This window comes from Capnocytophaga sp. CM59, assembly GCF_000293175.1.
Lineage (GTDB): Bacteria > Bacteroidota > Bacteroidia > Flavobacteriales > Flavobacteriaceae > Capnocytophaga > Capnocytophaga granulosa.
In genome coordinates, this window is sequence record NZ_ALNN01000050.1 from 1 (window position 1) to 16,648 (window position 16,648).

The 16,648-nt window shown below is 39.0% G+C and carries 22 protein-coding genes and 2 pseudogenes; 23 read left to right on the forward strand and 1 reads right to left on the reverse strand.

Going from position 1 to position 16,648, the window contains the following annotated elements; translation table 11 throughout:
* Nucleotides 1-139: 139 nt before the first annotated feature.
* The 7 genes from HMPREF1154_RS10215 (at nucleotide 140) to HMPREF1154_RS10250 (ending at nucleotide 4,021) form a co-directional block, all read left to right on the forward strand.
* Nucleotides 140-340: a helix-turn-helix transcriptional regulator gene (locus tag HMPREF1154_RS10215; protein ID WP_009642527.1), complete on the forward strand. Its 201-nt coding sequence runs from the start codon at nucleotides 140-142 to the stop codon at nucleotides 338-340.
* A gap of 111 nt (nucleotides 341-451) precedes the next feature.
* A complete protein-coding gene (locus HMPREF1154_RS10220; RefSeq protein WP_009642535.1) occupies nucleotides 452-886 on the forward strand; it encodes a hypothetical protein in 435 nt (144 codons plus the stop codon).
* On the forward strand, nucleotides 876-1,445 hold the full coding sequence (locus tag HMPREF1154_RS10225) for a Crp/Fnr family transcriptional regulator (protein ID WP_009642532.1): 570 nt from the start codon (nucleotides 876-878) through the stop codon (nucleotides 1,443-1,445). The genes HMPREF1154_RS10220 and HMPREF1154_RS10225 overlap by 11 nt, the downstream gene beginning before the upstream one ends.
* Nucleotides 1,446-1,521: 76 nt before the next feature.
* Nucleotides 1,522-1,992, forward strand: coding sequence for a DinB family protein (locus tag HMPREF1154_RS10230; protein WP_009642536.1), 471 nt, complete (start codon nucleotides 1,522-1,524; stop codon nucleotides 1,990-1,992).
* A 7-nt stretch (nucleotides 1,993-1,999) separates the two neighbouring features.
* Complete coding sequence (locus HMPREF1154_RS10235) at nucleotides 2,000-2,368, forward strand: TfoX/Sxy family protein (protein ID WP_009642533.1); 369 nt, start codon at nucleotides 2,000-2,002, stop codon at nucleotides 2,366-2,368.
* Nucleotides 2,369-2,681: 313 nt separating this feature from the next.
* Nucleotides 2,682-3,266, forward strand: coding sequence for a Crp/Fnr family transcriptional regulator (locus tag HMPREF1154_RS10245; RefSeq protein WP_009642529.1), 585 nt, complete (start codon nucleotides 2,682-2,684; stop codon nucleotides 3,264-3,266).
* 65 nt (nucleotides 3,267-3,331) lie between these two features.
* The gene (locus tag HMPREF1154_RS10250) at nucleotides 3,332-4,021 is read left to right on the forward strand and encodes a hypothetical protein (RefSeq protein WP_009642518.1); all 690 of its coding nucleotides are present in this window, start codon (nucleotides 3,332-3,334) and stop codon (nucleotides 4,019-4,021) included.
* 41 nt (nucleotides 4,022-4,062) lie between these two features.
* Here the strand turns inward: HMPREF1154_RS10250 and HMPREF1154_RS10255 are convergent, their stop codons facing one another.
* On the reverse strand, nucleotides 4,063-4,461 hold the full coding sequence (locus tag HMPREF1154_RS10255; protein ID WP_009642528.1) for a hypothetical protein: 399 nt from the start codon (nucleotides 4,459-4,461) through the stop codon (nucleotides 4,063-4,065).
* 88 nt (nucleotides 4,462-4,549) lie between these two features.
* Between HMPREF1154_RS10255 and HMPREF1154_RS13555 the strand changes: the two genes are divergently transcribed.
* The 16 genes and pseudogenes from HMPREF1154_RS13555 to HMPREF1154_RS10330 all read left to right on the forward strand — a co-directional run.
* Nucleotides 4,550-4,726, forward strand: a complete 177-nt coding sequence (locus HMPREF1154_RS13555; RefSeq protein WP_009642519.1) for a hypothetical protein — start codon at nucleotides 4,550-4,552, stop codon at nucleotides 4,724-4,726.
* 4 nt (nucleotides 4,727-4,730) lie between these two features.
* Entirely contained in the window at nucleotides 4,731-5,675 is a 945-nt protein-coding gene (locus HMPREF1154_RS10260) for a hypothetical protein (protein ID WP_009642524.1), read from the forward strand.
* A 12-nt stretch (nucleotides 5,676-5,687) separates the two neighbouring features.
* Nucleotides 5,688-6,164, forward strand: coding sequence for a hypothetical protein (locus HMPREF1154_RS10265; RefSeq protein ID WP_009642526.1), 477 nt, complete (start codon nucleotides 5,688-5,690; stop codon nucleotides 6,162-6,164).
* Between the two features lie 62 nt (nucleotides 6,165-6,226).
* On the forward strand, nucleotides 6,227-7,441 hold the full coding sequence (locus tag HMPREF1154_RS10270) for an AAA family ATPase (protein WP_009642521.1): 1,215 nt from the start codon (nucleotides 6,227-6,229) through the stop codon (nucleotides 7,439-7,441).
* Between the two features lie 2 nt (nucleotides 7,442-7,443).
* Nucleotides 7,444-7,659 (forward strand): hypothetical protein, encoded by a 216-nt coding sequence (locus tag HMPREF1154_RS10275; protein ID WP_009642530.1) that lies wholly within the window; start codon nucleotides 7,444-7,446, stop codon nucleotides 7,657-7,659.
* A 1-nt stretch (nucleotide 7,660) separates the two neighbouring features.
* Nucleotides 7,661-8,599 carry an SIMPL domain-containing protein gene (locus tag HMPREF1154_RS10280; RefSeq protein WP_009642537.1) on the forward strand — a complete coding sequence of 313 codons (939 nt, stop codon included), beginning with the start codon at nucleotides 7,661-7,663 and terminating at the stop codon, nucleotides 8,597-8,599.
* A 15-nt stretch (nucleotides 8,600-8,614) separates the two neighbouring features.
* Nucleotides 8,615-9,673, forward strand: coding sequence for a Fic family protein (locus tag HMPREF1154_RS10285; RefSeq protein ID WP_009642516.1), 1,059 nt, complete (start codon nucleotides 8,615-8,617; stop codon nucleotides 9,671-9,673).
* Nucleotides 9,674-10,021: 348 nt separating this feature from the next.
* On the forward strand, nucleotides 10,022-10,657 hold the full coding sequence (locus tag HMPREF1154_RS10290; protein WP_009642520.1) for an NAD(P)H-binding protein: 636 nt from the start codon (nucleotides 10,022-10,024) through the stop codon (nucleotides 10,655-10,657).
* Nucleotides 10,658-10,793: 136 nt separating this feature from the next.
* Nucleotides 10,794-11,729, forward strand: coding sequence for a DUF6268 family outer membrane beta-barrel protein (locus HMPREF1154_RS10295; protein ID WP_009642534.1), 936 nt, complete (start codon nucleotides 10,794-10,796; stop codon nucleotides 11,727-11,729).
* A 266-nt stretch (nucleotides 11,730-11,995) separates the two neighbouring features.
* Entirely contained in the window at nucleotides 11,996-12,715 is a 720-nt protein-coding gene (locus HMPREF1154_RS10300; RefSeq protein WP_009642538.1) for a nitroreductase family protein, read from the forward strand.
* Between the two features lie 101 nt (nucleotides 12,716-12,816).
* Nucleotides 12,817-13,377 (forward strand): outer membrane beta-barrel protein, encoded by a 561-nt coding sequence (locus HMPREF1154_RS10305; RefSeq protein WP_009642517.1) that lies wholly within the window; start codon nucleotides 12,817-12,819, stop codon nucleotides 13,375-13,377.
* 205 nt (nucleotides 13,378-13,582) lie between these two features.
* A complete protein-coding gene (locus tag HMPREF1154_RS10310; RefSeq protein ID WP_009642525.1) occupies nucleotides 13,583-14,665 on the forward strand; it encodes a sensor histidine kinase in 1,083 nt (360 codons plus the stop codon).
* Nucleotides 14,662-15,366 carry a LytR/AlgR family response regulator transcription factor gene (locus HMPREF1154_RS10315; RefSeq protein ID WP_009642523.1) on the forward strand — a complete coding sequence of 235 codons (705 nt, stop codon included), beginning with the start codon at nucleotides 14,662-14,664 and terminating at the stop codon, nucleotides 15,364-15,366. The genes HMPREF1154_RS10310 and HMPREF1154_RS10315 overlap by 4 nt, the downstream gene beginning before the upstream one ends.
* A gap of 178 nt (nucleotides 15,367-15,544) precedes the next feature.
* Nucleotides 15,545-15,823 (forward strand): hypothetical protein, encoded by a 279-nt coding sequence (locus HMPREF1154_RS10320; protein ID WP_009642522.1) that lies wholly within the window; start codon nucleotides 15,545-15,547, stop codon nucleotides 15,821-15,823.
* Between the two features lie 54 nt (nucleotides 15,824-15,877).
* A pseudogene (locus HMPREF1154_RS10325) lies at nucleotides 15,878-16,108 on the forward strand (transposase); the annotation flags it as partial.
* A gap of 73 nt (nucleotides 16,109-16,181) precedes the next feature.
* Nucleotides 16,182-16,648: pseudogene (locus tag HMPREF1154_RS10330) on the forward strand (hypothetical protein); the annotation flags it as partial.

Consider the following 16,648-nt stretch of genomic DNA (forward strand, 5'->3'; position numbering starts at 1 on the left):
CTTTTTACTTCATCATACTTTTTAAATCACCTCCAATTATTTATACCCGAAAAGGTATATATTCAAAAAATTGCGTATATTTGCACCCGAAAAGGTATAAACTAATTAGCACATTTGCTAATTAGTCCATTTGTTAATTATGAGTATCGCTTCTTTTGTAAAGCAAAGGCGTAAGCAGCTACGTCTTACACAGCCTGAGTTGGCCATGCGAGCGGGCGTTGGACTACGCTTTGTTCGCGAATTAGAGCAGGGCAAAAGCACCTTGCGTTTGGATAAAGTAAATCAAGTATTGGCTCTCTTCGGTGCCGAAGTAGGGGTAGTAACTCTTGTTGAGGAATGAAATAAACTTTAATCCCTGAGCAATTTGCACAAATACGCAAGACTGTACAAAGCAAACTTTGTGATACATTGAAAAAGGAATCGTTTAAATGATAATTAAAAAACAATCAAAATGATTAGAAAAATAATTTATCTTTTCTTCTTTATAGGAGTACTTGTCTCTTGTGATTTTATTAATAATCAAAGTAATAACAATCAAAATAAACAAGAGGAAGAATTAGATTGTGGAGAAATTATTTCAAAAATTGTACAATCAAGTTCCTTAGATTGGAAACATTACCCTGAAGCTTTCACAAGAATAGATCGTATTTCGGGAGATAGTATATTTATCAAAGTCTTTTTTGATATGGATATCACTGATGAGAATGAACCTAATACCAAACAAGTGGTTGAAAATACCATTGCTTGGCTATTACTTTGTGTGAAGGAAAAAAAACTGTATGATATAACTTACGATATAGAAAATCCTATTATTCTAACTTTCAACAAAAATTTACTTACTACAGATAACATTGAAAAAATATGTAAGGAGAACAATGACACATAACTTATTTCAAAACATATACAAACACCCTCTCATAGGGGCGCAAGAATTGCAACAAATACAAAAAGCCCATCAGCCTATTGTTTTTCGCAAAGGCGATTTTATCTTACACAAGGACGAAATAGCTCGTGGTTATCTCATCTTCCAGAGGGGAGTTGCTCGCGCCTTCGTGTATGACTATGAAGGGAATGATATCACTACCGACTTCTTTTGTGAAGGTGAAATTATCGTGCAAGAACTTTCTCTTTTTAAGCATTTGCCTTCTGCCGAAAATATCCAAGCCCTTACTGATTGTGAGGGGTGGCATATAGATTATGACAGTTTTCAGGAACTTTATCACAGTCTAAAAGGATATTCCGAATGGGGGCGACTCTTTATGACAGAGAAATTATTTGAGGCAAAGAAACGTTCCCTCGAAATGATTACACTCCCTGCCAAAGAACGCTATATGCAGTTTATAAAGGAAAAACCCAGTGCTATAAAGTACGCCCCCTTAAAACATATAGCTACTTATTTAGGTATTACAGATACTTCGCTAAGTCGTATCAGGAAAGAAATGTAAAAATCTTGTCTTATGGCAAGATTTTTTTAGTTTGAAGGCAGTACTTTTGCCCCCGATTTCTAAAAAGTATTAAAAAATGACAAAAACAAAACACTTTGACTTTCTTTTATCCATTCGCAAAAACCTATTGACTTACTTAGATAGTCTTACCCCTGAACAATTAGGCTATATCCCAACAGGTTTTTCTAATAACATCTTTTGGAATATAGCACATTGTATTGCTGTACAGCAATTCTTATGTTATCAGCTCAGTGGAAATAAACTGCTAATAAGCAATGATTTTTTAGAGAAATATAATCGTGGCACCTTTCCTCAAAAGATTGCACCTTCAAAGGGAGAAATCTACCAAGTAAAGGAATTGTTACTTAGTACAGTAAATCAATTACAAGAAGATTATCAGACAAGGCTATTCAATGAGTTTCCGACGGTTAAGGTAGGTTTATTTTCTATTGATACTATAGAAGAAGCTATGTATGTAAACAATATGCACGAATCGAGACATCTGGGAACTATAGTAGCTTTAAACTATTTTAGCTCAAAAATCTAATAAAAAAATGGCTTATAGTATAACACTTGCGAATAGAGTTCGCGAATATTTAGCCGAAATTCCCCATATTACAGTAGAAGAAAAAGCGATGTTTGGCGGTTTGGCTTTCTTGGTGAATGACAAGATGTGCATCAATATAGGAGAGGATTCCTTAATGTGTAGGTTTGATCCTAAACAGACAGAAGAACTTTCCGAAAGAGAAGGTTTCTCGCCAGTGGTAATGAGAGGAAAAGAACTCTCAGGATATTGTTATGTAGAGCCTTCAGGGTATAAGCAAAAAGAAGATTTTGATTTTTGGTTACAACTCTGTTTAGAGTTCAACAGCAAAGCAAAGAGTTCTAAGAAAAAGAATAAAACAACAAGTAATTTGCAATAATATATGTTTGATTTCCTTACAGATAAACGAAAAAACAGTAAACGCTATTTATCAGCGGTTTGCTAAAACGTTACCTAGTTGGAAGCTATGGATTGAGCGTAGTTTTCTTTCTAATGAAATGAAAGAGAAATATATGGATTTGCTCATTGGTAAATTTGTTAATGTACAGATTGCGGGGAATTGGAAGCTAGTGCTTATGAATACTTTCACGAAGGCAAATATCAAGAAAAAGCCATAAAATAAAGAACGAAACTTCTTGTCTAACCGTCTATTCCCTTATGATGGAGAAATGGCGGAGTAATAATTAACCATTATGTTTGATTCTTTAAAAAAACATTTTCAACAAGTTCTTCCTTTTACTAAGGAAGAACTCAACGCAGTAGATAAATATTTTACTGAACGTATTTTCGCTAAGAAAGCAATGCTCTTAGAGGCTCCTGATCCTTGTAACTATCTCTTTTTTATCGCCAAAGGGTGTGTACGTCATTTCCATACCAAGGACGACGGCAATGAAAAAACCTGTGACATTTCACTTGAAAACCAATGGACAACCTCTTTTATGAGTTTTAACAGCGGTTCCGCTTCTAATCTCTCATTACAAGCCTTAGAGGAAACTATTGTATATCGTATCAGTAAAGAAGACCTTTTTTCTCTTTATGCTGAGCATCACAACTTTGAAACTTTCGCACGCTTAATGACTGAGCAAATCCTACAACGTGCTACTGATACCGCTATGTACCTCGCTGCTGATAAACCCGAAGAACGCTTTGAGCATCTATTGCATTCGCGTCCAGAACTCTTTCAGCGAGTACCTCAAAAGTACATCGCCAACCTACTGGGTATCAGCCCCGAAAGTTTTAGCCGATTGCTCAAACGTATGCACTCCAAAAAATCTTAACTTAAGTCAACGAGTGGGAAGCTCATTGTGTTGTACTTTTGCCCCGAATTCAAAAAGAAGACATAATGAGAACACTCAACGATTATCAAATTGCCTTAGACGATGTAATGGAATTCATCGACAACGACCTCCTCCAAGCCAAACTTCCTGAAATTGAAGCTGATTACAAAGCAAATCCTTCCTTGCTTAACAAAGTGCGCTTAGGGATCATTTATCACGAAGTAGCCCTAAATTTAGGCTTTTTCAATAAGCACTACAAAGGCTATGCACAAAAGAGCCTCACTATTCTATCAGAATGTGAAGCACACCCCAAAGCCTCAGAGGCATTACAGCCCTTTATTCTCTCTTACAAGGCATCAGCAATGGCTTTAGTAGCTGCCGAAACTTTTAAGCTTTCACTCATTGGCAAAAGTTTTAAACTCTTTGAAACTGCTATACAAAAGTATGGAGCAATACACTATCTTCCTGAATTTATGCGCGGTAGCGTAGCCGAAAACCTACCTTGGTTTTACTTCAGTAAGCGTGCTTTGGCTAAAATAGACTTTGAGAACATCATCCGAAAGCAAGCACAACACCCTGAGTACGCCTCTTGGAAAATAATGAGTTTCGTGTATTGGGCGTGGGCAAAGCAACACCCACAGCGCAAGTATCGCTCGCAAGCCCTCGCCTATTTGCAAAAAGCCATAGAGCTTGATCCCCATTATTTAGCAGGGCGCAAACGATCAGAAGAACTAATGAGAAAGTTTACTAATTGACTCATTAAAATCATAACCTAAGACAAGTTTGTAAAAAACTTCTATACTGAACTGATGTTAAAATAATACAAACTATCTACTTGCGCTTCTGACAGATAGAGTTCTATATGATTCTGTATAAGTGTATGATCCGTAATAGGCTGTCCTAAAAGAGTTGCTAATTCTTCTCTCTTCATATCAAATAGATGCAGGTCATCTATATACTCAAGGGCTATATTCTTGTTATCTCCCTGCTCAGAGAGTTCCTCTATCATAATATAGTGGAGCTTTCTATTTTCTTTAAAGCAGAACTCTATCTTGTATTTTGATGAATATATAGCGTATAAAATACTACTTCCCGTTGTAAAAGATTCTTCTGAGAGATTCTTAACAATATCAATATCCCTTAATTCCTTATCTAGGGTATGATTGAAAAAATCACTTGTTTTTATTTGATACATAATCGAAGATTAGTATATACTACAAAGCTACAAATATACAAAATTAATCATTATTTTTTGTATATTTGCCGCACTAAATAGCCCATTTTTGAACCTAAAAATATTCATTACCCTACACCTTTTGGAAAAACGCCAAAAAACTTTTGGTAGTACGCTCAGAACCGCCCTCCTATTCCCTTTAGCCATCGTGGGCGACTTCTGCGTGTGTATAGCTATTTCGGTTGCTCTTTTGGTCTCCTATTTTACAGAAAAATACGAAAATTAGTTTTATGAATATAAGTTTCAAGCACCTTTTTTTACCTATCCTTTTACTCTGTATAGGTTGTGCATCTTCCAAGAAAATAAAAGCTCCTGATGACTATTGTGTCCCTCCGCCCTATACAGTGACAAAGGAGAAAGAAGCTCCTATAGTAATTGATGAAGCAAAGCTTGCGTTGGGCAAAAAACTTTTTGAAGGGAAACTATCCTCCAGAAATATCCTGATCGCTTATGCCTCCGATACCGATGAGGCTTTATTATCATTAATCGCTTTGGCCGATGATCCTTCTGAGCAAGCACAACTAAAGCGCAATACCTTAAAAATAGAAATCCATAGCAAGATTAACGCTATTTTCTCACAGATGAATTCGGTAACTGCGGAATTGGATTGTGAAGAAGAGCGTATAGACCAAATAGCTACCACGCTAAGTGACATCAACGACAAGAATGTTACCCGCCTTACGGTAGCCTCCATACTTGTGGGAGCAGCCTCCGCTGTGGCGGGCGCTTATATAGCCGATGATGGTTGGAATAAGGGAGTTGCTGTAGGTAGCGGAATACTCGGTGCGGGCTTGAGCTTCCTTACGCTTAATCCCAAAGGGAAAAAGATAATACTACAACACCCTCGCAATCTGTTGCGTTGTTTTATGACCGAGAAAAATGATATTGAATTTCCGCCCTTTGTGTGGTATATGATTAATGAGCCTCGTTTTACCAATTCAGGAGAAAGCTCCGTTTTGCGAAACACACAAAAGAGATGGATCAAACATCTTTTTGACAATGACAAAGAAAAGGCACTAAAAGCAGTTGTTTTTAGCGATGGAGGCGTCTATAATGCGGGTGATTTGCATACCCGTGCCGAGATGTTTGACCAAATGCAATCAGTAATACATTCGCTCAATCAAAATCTCAACTTCTTTATCCAAGAGGTCAATATGCTTATGTTAAAAAAATAAAATCGGAATCTGATGAAAAAACTCCTTTTACTACTATGTATGTGGATAGCCCTGCCTGCTGTAGCCCAAACCTCTGACAGCAGAATCCCCGTCATAGATGCAAGTTACCTCAAGCAAGGCAGTAGCTATGGACAGTTGGGGCTACATTTCAGCTGTTATGATAGCGAAAAATTTGTACTATTGGCAGGGCTTGCGGGCAATTTCCGTTCGGAAGACAAAAAACTCATCGCTATCCCCGAAGCGCAACTCTCGGCTTGGATCAGAGCGGATGAGTCACACGGTAGTTTTGTAGATATTCCTATACTCATGTTGCGTCCTCAGTTGAATTTTTCCCCCTACTACTTTGCCCCTGAAGCAGGTATTCAAATTCTTATTTTCTATGTAAAAGCAGGATATGCATTCCCATGGGGTAAAATAAGCGAAAACTATCCTTTTGAGACAGGCAAATTCCGCTTCTCGGCAGGGGTTTCAATACCATTAAAAATATAAAATTACCATTATTTGGTAATTTGTTGTTTTATTTTGTATCTTTGTCCATAATTACCTCAACTATGTTAATTACTTTTAGGTTTAAGAATTTTACCTCTTACAAGGAGGAGGCTTATTTTAATATGACAGCTATCAAGTCGTTTAAAGAATTAGCTTCAACCAATGTTATAAATACCACAAGAGACTTTAGTTTGCTAAAAACAGCCGCTATCTACGGAAGTAATGGGGGTGGAAAGAGTAATTTTATGAAAGCTATTGCCTTTATGGGGCAACTGATGCGCCTTTCTTACTCCGAATCTCTAAAAAAAGAAGAAGAAAGAGGAAGAACCGATTATTATTTTAAACTAAGTAGCCAGACCGAGGTACAACCTACTCTATTTGAGGTTACTTTTCTATCGGATAACATTATCTATCGTTATGGGTTTGAAGTAAAAGGCTTTGACATTCTATCAGAGTGGTTCTATAAGAAGAATGGTAAAGAAGTATGTCTGTTTAAGCGACAAGGTACTGATTTCAGCATTCATAAAACAGAGTTTACTGATGGTACAAAATACAAGAACAATGTAAATAGCAATGTACTTTTGGCAAGTTATTTGGCACAAAACAACTCCAAGGATATACAACCTTTGTTGCATTTTTTTATGAATATAAATGTGATAGACGGATTGGACGATGCTTTTTACAAGAAAGTTACCAAAACCCTATACAAAGAACTTCCTGAATTTAAAATATGGCTCTCCTATGCACTTCGTTTCTTAGAAATATCTCAGATAGGTATCTCCAAAGAAGATCATTTGCTTGTTTTCCACAACAAATACGATGAAAATAGTTTTATCATAGATAGTGTTCCCTTTGCTTTAGAAGAGGAAAGTGATGGTACTCAGAAGCTTATTTACCTATTAGGGGCGGTATATGATACTTTGCTCAATAGTAGAGTACTATTCATTGATGAGTTAGACTCTAAGCTACACCCCAATCTTAGTTGGAAACTATTACAACTTTTTCAGGAGTTCAATCGCAAGGAGGTACAATTTGTATTTACTGCCCACGATGTGAATTTGTTAGATAAGGATATTTTGCGCAGAGACCAGATATGGTTTGTAGATAGAGATCAGTTTGGGGCTTCTCACCTCTATTCACTATCCGATTTTGATGTTAAAGTAGTACGCAACAGCTCTGATTTCAGAAAGAAATACTTAGCCTCTACCTTTGGTGCAGCCGAAAGTATGGATATTACCTCTAATATGATTGACTTAATGTATGGCAAAGAAGAATAACTTTGACAGAAAACAAGGACACTTACAAGCTCTTGGGGCGAAGAAAAGAACCCAAACACGTAACCCCCGATAATTGGGCAGTGATTCATATCAAACCCAAAAGCAAAGAAGTAGTGGCAGGATTCTTGGAAAATGATGTCTTTTACATAGTCTTCCTTGACAAAGAGCATGATTTTTGGGATACAGATTTACAAGATCGAAACAAAAACAGAAAATAATATGAAAAATTTCTTTTTCTCCGTAGCCCTTGTGAGCACAATGCTCGGTTTTGGGCAGGCCTCAGGAAACCTCAATTACCAAAACAGAGGCCGAAATAGCATCAGTAACAGCAACTTCTCGGTTGATTTCTCTACCAATTACGATATGGTAGTCTCAGCCAAGGGACTGGCCAATATCAAGGCCGATGCCTTTGTGGCTATCTTTAGTATAACGCAGACAGGAAAGACCGCCGAAGAGGCTACCTCCCTGATGAGTCAGCGTCTTTCCCCTGTGCTCTCTGCCCTAAAGGCTAAGAACATGGAGGCTTTTGTGGATATGATCTCCTTTGTCCCTATGTACGAATTTGAGACCGAGAAGAAAGTATTTAGCAAGCGCACGTACAATGAAGTGCCTACAGGCTTCGAACTCAAGCAGAACCTGCATATCAAGCTCCATGAGGCTACTCGTCTCAATGAGCTAATCACCCTCTTGGCCAATAGTGAGATTTATGACCTTGTGCGTATGGACTACTACAGTACTGAGTTAGAGACCATAAAGAAGGAACTCAAAGAGAAGGTCAAAGCCGCCTTTGCTGAAAAACAAAAGCTCTATGAGGCGACCCTAGGTGAGAGCTTTGCCTCTGCTGAAAAGAAGATAACCGATGGCTTTTCCTTGACCTCTCCTTCAGAGCTATATAACACCTACGAGGCCTATAGCAGTACCCCTATACCGAGCAAGCGTGCAGGCAATGTCATGCAAGCCAGCAAGTCCGTTACCCAGTATTACCAACCTATTGCTAACCGAGATTTTGATGTGGTACTCAATCCTATTATCGTAGAGCCGATGATACAAGTGGTCTATGAGATGAAAATGAGTGTCAATCACCCTGATAAAAATAAGGCTAAAGAGGCACTATTGCTAACCCCTGCTGGCGAACTCAAAAAGATAAACCTGCCTTAGCAACTGTCCATAAACATGAACAAAATAGACAAACTTTTTGAGCAATGGCAGGACTTACAACCCCTAAGCGAGCGCAAACAGCACTTGCTCTCTCAGCGCTTTACGGTAGATTACAACTACAATAGCAACCATATAGAGGGCAATACACTCACTTATGGGCAGACAGAATTGTTATTGCTCTTTGGTAGGGTATCAGGCGAGGGTTCCCTCAAGGACTTCAACGACATGAAAGCCAGTGAGGTAACTGTACAGATGTTGCAAGAGGAACTCTTCGAGGATAAGCCTCTTACCCAGCACTTTATTCGCCTATTGCACCAAACACTCCTCAGGGAAGACTATACGGTATATCGTACCCTCCCCGATGGTACCACTACCCACTATGTGATACACGCAGGGGCTTACAAATCACGTCCTAACAGCGTAATTACCCGCTATGGAGACCGTTTTGAATATGCCTCACCCCAAGAGACTCCTGCTCTGATGACCGATTTGGTAGATTGGTACAACCAAGCGGAAGCCTTCCAAGCACTACACCCTTTGGAATTAGCTGCTCTGTTTCACTATCGCTATATCCGTATACACCCTTTTGAAGATGGTAATGGGCGTATGGCACGCCTGCTGGTAAACTATATCTTGGCGCGACATAAGTACCCTATGTTGGTGGTGAGACATCGTAACAAAGAGCAATACCTTGATGCCCTACATGAGAGCGATGTGCGGGTCGGAAAAGCCCCTTCGTTAGGAGCTACGGCCTCACCCTCACAAATAAGTCCTTTTTTGCGCTTTTTCAAGGATTGGGTGGCAACCGAATTGCAATACCTCATTGCCTTTGCTACCGAAACAAGGCCTCATATATGGTGGTATGATGGACAGCGTATAGCTTTCCGTAGCGAAGCCTCCGCTGTGCTTTTGAGTATTTTAGAGCAGAATCCTGATATAAGTATTACCGAACTGGCTGCAAAAGCCCATATCTCGCCCACTGCTGTGAAACAACAGTTAGCGCAGTTCCAAAAGAAAGGCTATATAGAGGCAAGTGAAAAAGGTCGGCGGGTATTTGCTATATCGTCAATATAGAAAACCAATATAAACCCTATGAGAGAACAAGCAATAAAACTTTACGACCAAGGAGACTGCCACGAAGCTATTAGTCGCTTGTGCCAAACGCCTCAAAGAAGACTGGGTATCTCTTGGCATTCCTTCTACCGATGATTTTGTGGTAGTGGTAAGCGATATAGAAGATTCTTTTTTGAAGAAAGTATAATAAAAACACGCTTGTTTTGTCGCAAAAAAAGCGTATTTTTGCGACAAAATAATAGCTTATTTTATAAGGAAAGCACTGATAATAAAATACTTAAAAGGTTATCAAAATGCGAGAGGAATATTGAGGAATGGCTTTCTATATTTAGCTAATTATTGAACTTTATGAAAGCTCTCATTATTGGCGCTACAGGCGCTACAGGAAAAGACTTAGTAACACAGCTTTTAGCTGACGATACTTACAGCGAGGTACATTGCTTTGTACGCAAGCCCTTAACCCTCACTCACCCCAAGCTACACACTCATGTGGTTGATTTTGAGAACCCAAAGGCATGGGCTGACTTGCTTCGGGGCGATGTGGCTTTCTCTTGCTTAGGCACTACCTTAGCCGTTGCTGGTAGCAAAGAAGCCCAATGGCGTGTGGATTACGACTATCAATACAACTTTGCTGAGCTCTGTCACAACAATGGAGTACCTACCTTTGTGCTCGTCTCGGCTGCAGGAGCTAAGGCACCCTCCAAGCTATTCTACAACCGTATGAAAGGACAGTTAGAAGACGCTATCAAAGCGCTTGGTTTCGCTCGATTGCTTATTTTCCAACCCTCTGTATTAGTGCGTAAAGGGTCGGATAGAAAGGGAGAACAATTTGGACTGAAGATGATTGTTTTCCTCAACAAATTAGGACTTTTCAAGCGTTACCGCCCTATGCCTACAGCTATCCTTGCTCAGAAAATGCGTAAAGAAGTAGCCACCGCTCCCAAGGGCGTACATACTTTTACTCTTGATGAGATATTTCATTAATTGATGCCCCAGCTATTTGACACATTAACTCTTTTTATCGAGTAAATTCCGCTTTTGGTATAGAAAAGTTAGGTTTTTGAACTAGATGATTCATTTTTGAGTACTTTTGCCCCACGATACTTAGAAACATTCCCCCATGAAAAAAGCTATCACTTTTATAATATTACATTTTGCGACAAGTGCCTTGGCACAAATCAGTATCAAGACTGAGTATATCAGTAACTCCAAGTTCTACGATGCCGTAGCTGATACTAATACGGGCGATGGCTCGGCGATGATCTATTCAGTGGGGGCCTTGGTACCCCTCTCCATGCAAGCCCCTAAGGAAGACGATCCTTATCAGCGGCCTACTGTATGGGGTGTATCGCTTAATGGTACCTTTGTACAGATGGACAACCATAATTTCCCTTTGGGGAAAGAACACCCCTCTCAGGTGATGAACCTCGGGGTAAGTGCTATCCACTTACGTCCGTTAAAGGAACGTTGGTCTATGCTTATGGCACTGGGTGCGGGGAGCTATACCCCTGAAAATAGACTATCGGCTATCCGTATAGGCGAAAATGTTTTGGCTAATGGTGCTTTTATACTTGTATGGCACTTGCAACCTAACCTTGAAATAGGTGGTGGCGTGGCTCTTAACAACAGTTTTGGTTATCCTATGGTGTTTCCTGCATTTTACCTCAAATACAAAGGAGGCTTTTCCGATAAATTTACTATAGATATCAATCTACTTGACGGTACGAAAGTAGCTTTTGGCTATGATTATAGCGAAAACCTCAGCTTGAAATTAGTAACTAATATAGGAGGTTATTTGGCATACCTAAGACGCAACGGACAAAAAGAAATGTTCTCTTCGCAAACTTTTTTTGTGGGATTAGAACCTGAGTTCAAGATAGGCAAACACGTGAGTATTCCACTTACTGTAGGGGGAAGTTTAGTCCGTTCAGGGCGTTATAGAGAGCGCAAACTCAGTGCTATGTTTGCCTCAGAAGCCAAGAACGAAGACGGTAGTGCGCGTTCGAGTGTGTTTTTGCCTGCGTTGTATTTTGCAGCGGGAATTACAATTAAGTAATTGACAATGAACGATTATGCTACGACCTTTGGCAAAGTTGATTACTCTGATTATCTATAATTTTTGAAGTATGTTATGTACGGGCGTTTTGCAAACGCCCATATAAATAAAACTTTTCGGACACCACCTACTTTTTACGCTAAATCAATGGCAACTGACGACGAAGGGAAAGCTGTTTTTACCCTCAGTGTAGATAAATTTGATGAGCGTGAAATATATCATTGAGTTTCTCATCATTCTCTAACAAGTAACAACAAATAAACAATATGTTAAAAGATATTTTAGATTTTAGAAGGGCGGTGCGTTATTACGCTCCTACGCCTATTAGTGAAGAAAAGGTACGGGAGTGCCTTAAATTGGCTACTCTGGCTCCTACCACCTATAATATGCAGTTGTATGAAGTATATCACATCACCGATAAGGAACTACTCAAAAAGCTGGGACACGCTTGCCTTGACCAGCAAACAGCTACTACAGCACAGCAAATGGTAGTATTCGTTGCCCGACAAGACAAACACCGTCTGCACGCCAAGAAGGTTTTAGAGTTTGAACGCGGTAATATACAGCGCAATAGTCCGCCAGAGAAACAAGCCAAGCGCATCAAGGAACAAGAGAAGTTTTACAACCAGTTGATGCCTTTTCTCTTTGGCAGGTGTTTTGGTCTTTTGGGTCTTTTGCGCAAGACTTTTGGGGTAGTTAGCAGTTGGTTTCACCCTATGATGCAACTCGTTTCTGAAAGTGATATGCGGGTGAATGTACACAAGAGTTGCGGATTGGTAGCGCAAACCTTTATGCTGGCAATGGCTGAAGCAGGCTATGACACCTGCCCTATAGAAGGCTTTGACAGCCGACGCGTAAAAAAGATATTACACCTGCCTTATGGAGCAGAAGTGAATATGCTCGTATCTTGCGGACTGCGTGAAGATCAAGGTATTCGGGGAGAACGTTTTAGGCTTCCTTTTGAAGAAATATACAAGAAAAATTAACAATGAACAATTGATAATGTTCTCCTTTGCGGATGGAAAGATACAATTTCTATAGTATTAATTTAAAATACATATAAAAATGAAAAGAATAATTTATAGCCTTGATAGCATTCACCGCTACGGCTACAGCACAAGTAAAATTTGGCATCCATGCGGGTACTGGAATTGGATTGATGAGCAAAGATGTTCACGACGACCGATATGAAGGACAAAACAAAACCGACAAAAAGCCTTTTAGCACCTCTTCTTATGGTGGTTTCTTTGTTGAAATCCCTGCTTCTGAGAAATTATTGTTAGATCTTAGGGCAATATATACCAATCATTCCACTATAGGAAAGGGAAAAACAATACTTCACAGAATTGATGTGCCTCTGGCTATCAAATACGATATCAGTGGGCTCCGTCCTAAAGTAGGAGGCTATGTGAGTTATATCCCTGAGGTTACTCCTTTTGAAAACAAATACCGTTCATTTACCAGAAAGAATATTGAAAATTTTGACTATGGGGCGCTCTTGGGTTTAGAATACAACTTCAACGAGAGACTCTTTATAGAAACCAATTTCTACTTAGGATTAGCCAATCTCCTTACCGAAGACCCTCGCCACAGTAGCGACTATTTGCGCACACGGTCTATTCTTACAGGAGTAGGGTACAGATTTTAATGATTAATGGTTAATGGTTAGATTTTGATATAAGGCGTTGTCCGAAAAGTCCAAAAATTGCTTTTGTGTCGCTACACTTTGCCAAAGTTTCACACTTTGGCAAAGTTGATTAAGTATAAACAATTAATGCCCCCTTTTGCGGATTGTCCCCCTTCGGGATTGTCGGCAATTGCCGACTAAGTAAGTCGGGGGCTACTAACAACTAATGACTACCGAAAATCCATACATATTTTTGAAGAACAATCTCTTCTTGCAGTTCCTTATTGCCGATAGATTTCGTATCTATCGGCATATTGTGGCTTGTAGCTCATTATTGCTATTTTTCACACTAAGTAGACAATGGGGTGATTACGAAGGAATAATAGACCTTTGGGATTGGATAGAGAAATGGTTGGGGATTACCGCTACTTTTTACCTAAATATGTATGTGCTTATTCCGCGTTTTTTCTTCAAAGGGAAGCTCGCTACTTATATCATCCTCCTTACGCTATGGGTATTTTTTATGTTGGGTTCTAGCTATTATCTCAATTTTGTACTATGGGAAGACTATATGATTGGGAAAGAAATCAAAATGGCATCAAAAACTCCTATTTCTGTAATACTTCTTTCTACTTTGGTATATGTAGTACCCTTTATAATGACTTCTACGCTTATCAAAATCTTTCAAGTATGGGTAAAAGATAGCGAGAGGATGCAAGAATTGGAGCGACAAGCTGCCGAAAGCGAACTGCAAGCCCTCCGTAGCCAAATACAACCCCATTTTTTATTCAATATGCTCAATAGCATTAATGTATTGGTGCATATCAACTCCGAAAAAGCCTCTTATACCATTACCAAACTCTCCGATTTCTTGCGACATTTGCTGTATCAAACGCACGAAGAACGAGTTTTTCTCAGTTCGGAACTGCGTTTTTTAAACGATTATCTCTCTTTGGAAGCAATGCGTCGTGATGATTTTACTTATGAAATTACTTACAGCGAAAAAAACCTACAAGGCATACAAATTCCCCCTAATATTCTGCTTATCTTAGCTGAAAATGCTGTAAAACACAGTGTTGACACCCTCTCCCCTACTTATATTTATATGAAATGTGAGGAAAAAGAAGGGCTTCTACTCTTTTCAGTACGCAATTCGGTACCTTTAGAGCCTCATCGCAAACACAAGTGTAGTGGAATAGGCTTACCCAACCTAAATCGGCGATTGGAATTGCTCTATGGCGAGCGTTTTAGCTTGTCACAAGAGCGTTTGCCCCAAGAATATATAGTAACCTTAACTTTGCCCTTATGAATTGTTTGATTATAGACGACGAACCTTTGGCTCGTATAGGCATGGAGCGCCTCATCAGGCAATACAGCCATTTGAAGGTGGTAGGCACTTTCAGGAATGCGGTAGGTGTTGCTGACTTCCTGAAGAATAATGAGGTGGATTTGCTCTTCTTAGATATCGAGATGCCTGGGGTGAACGGCTTAGAGTTTGCCCGAACCTTACCTGAACATACTTTGGTGATATTCACCACCGCTTATAGCCAATATGCCTTAGAGAGCTATGAGGTAGATGCCATCGACTATTTGGTAAAGCCCATTACCCCTGAACGATTTAAAAAAGCGGTTGCCAAAGCCGAAAGTTATCACCAACTGCTCTCCCAGCAGAAAACAGACTTTGAAGCTACTGATACACAATGTATCAGTATTCGTGCCAATAGGCGCAATTACCGTATTCCTCATAGCGATATCCTCTATATAGAAGCGCTAAAGGACTATGTGATTATCCACACCTTTACCGACCGCTACATCACGTGGATTAACCTCAAAAACATACATAGCCAACTCCCTGCGTCAGTATTTGTACGTGTCAATAAGAGCTATGTGGTGAACTTGCAGCACATCACTTCCTACACTCACCAGTTTGTATATATAGGGGAAACAGAGATTCCTATCGGCAGAGCTTATGAGGTTATTGGGAAACTGACAAATGAGCACATTTGTTAGTTGGCTGATTATTTACTACTTTTGCACTTGATAATCTTCTGACTTATGAGAGAACTTATTTATCTGATTTTATCTCTTGTAGCGGTCCCAGTTTTCGCCCAAGAAGAACAATGGGTACGCAGTAGTAGCTTAGGATTCAAGGGAGGTATAAACTTTGCCAACTTATCCATAAGAGGAGATGGCGAATATAATCCTACCCAAAGGCCTTATGCTGGATTCGTATATACAGATTATGTTTATAATTTCCTTGCAGCCAAGTTTGAACTTACCTATTCAGGACAGGGGGGCAAATACGAATTTTCGTTTCTTCCCTGCCACACGCTTAGACTGTGGAGGTTCCATTGATTTTGTTTTGAGCAAAGACCGCCATATTCCTGAGCAACAAATGATAGACCTAACAGGCTTTATGGGGCTAGAACTGCGAATTACAGAGCAACTTTCTTTGAAGAAAATATAATTTTTAAGGTGTCAAAGTATTTTCATATATTTGCACTCTGAAAATTAATGTATTATGGAATTATTTAAGGGACAAAGCCTCTTAGAGTTTACTGAACGCTTTAAAACAGACTTAGATTGTGAAGAATACTTAGCTTCCATAAAATGGGAAGATGGATATTGCTGTCGCAAATGTGGTCATAAAAAATACCAAGTCAGAAAAGATTTTTCACGCACTTGCAATATCTGTTCAGATACAGAAAGTCCTACAGCTGGAACTTTGTTTCACAAGCTAAGATTTGGAATAATGTAAAAATAATTCTTGAAGAAAGAGAAGTAGAAGAATCTAATTGGAATAACAAAAATATAGGAGAAACAAAATGGACTGGAAAATTATAATACTTTTTTTAATAATAACTTTTAATAGCTATAGTCAAAAGATAGAAGATTATACAATTTTTAAAGACGGCGAAGTTTATATTAACTTCCGTAAATACATACAAGAAATGATGCCTCAGATAGTTGCTGAATTAGAAAAATACAATTATAAAAAACCTACTGAGGAGCACTATAAGAAAGTAATACACTCTTTTATCAATAAAGAATTGCTACCACAAAATATAGTGGTGCTGAATGATGATCTCCGTCCATACATTGCTATTCAAGATAAGGGAATTATATATACAGACGGAGATGAAGCAGAAATAGATGGGCTTATGTTATTTCATTTTAATCAGTATCTCTTCTACAAAGACCTAAAGTCCTTAGAATGGCTAAAAGATAATTATGCAGATATGTTATCAAATTTTGTAGTTACTTTCGGTATTTATAGAGATAAAACACTACT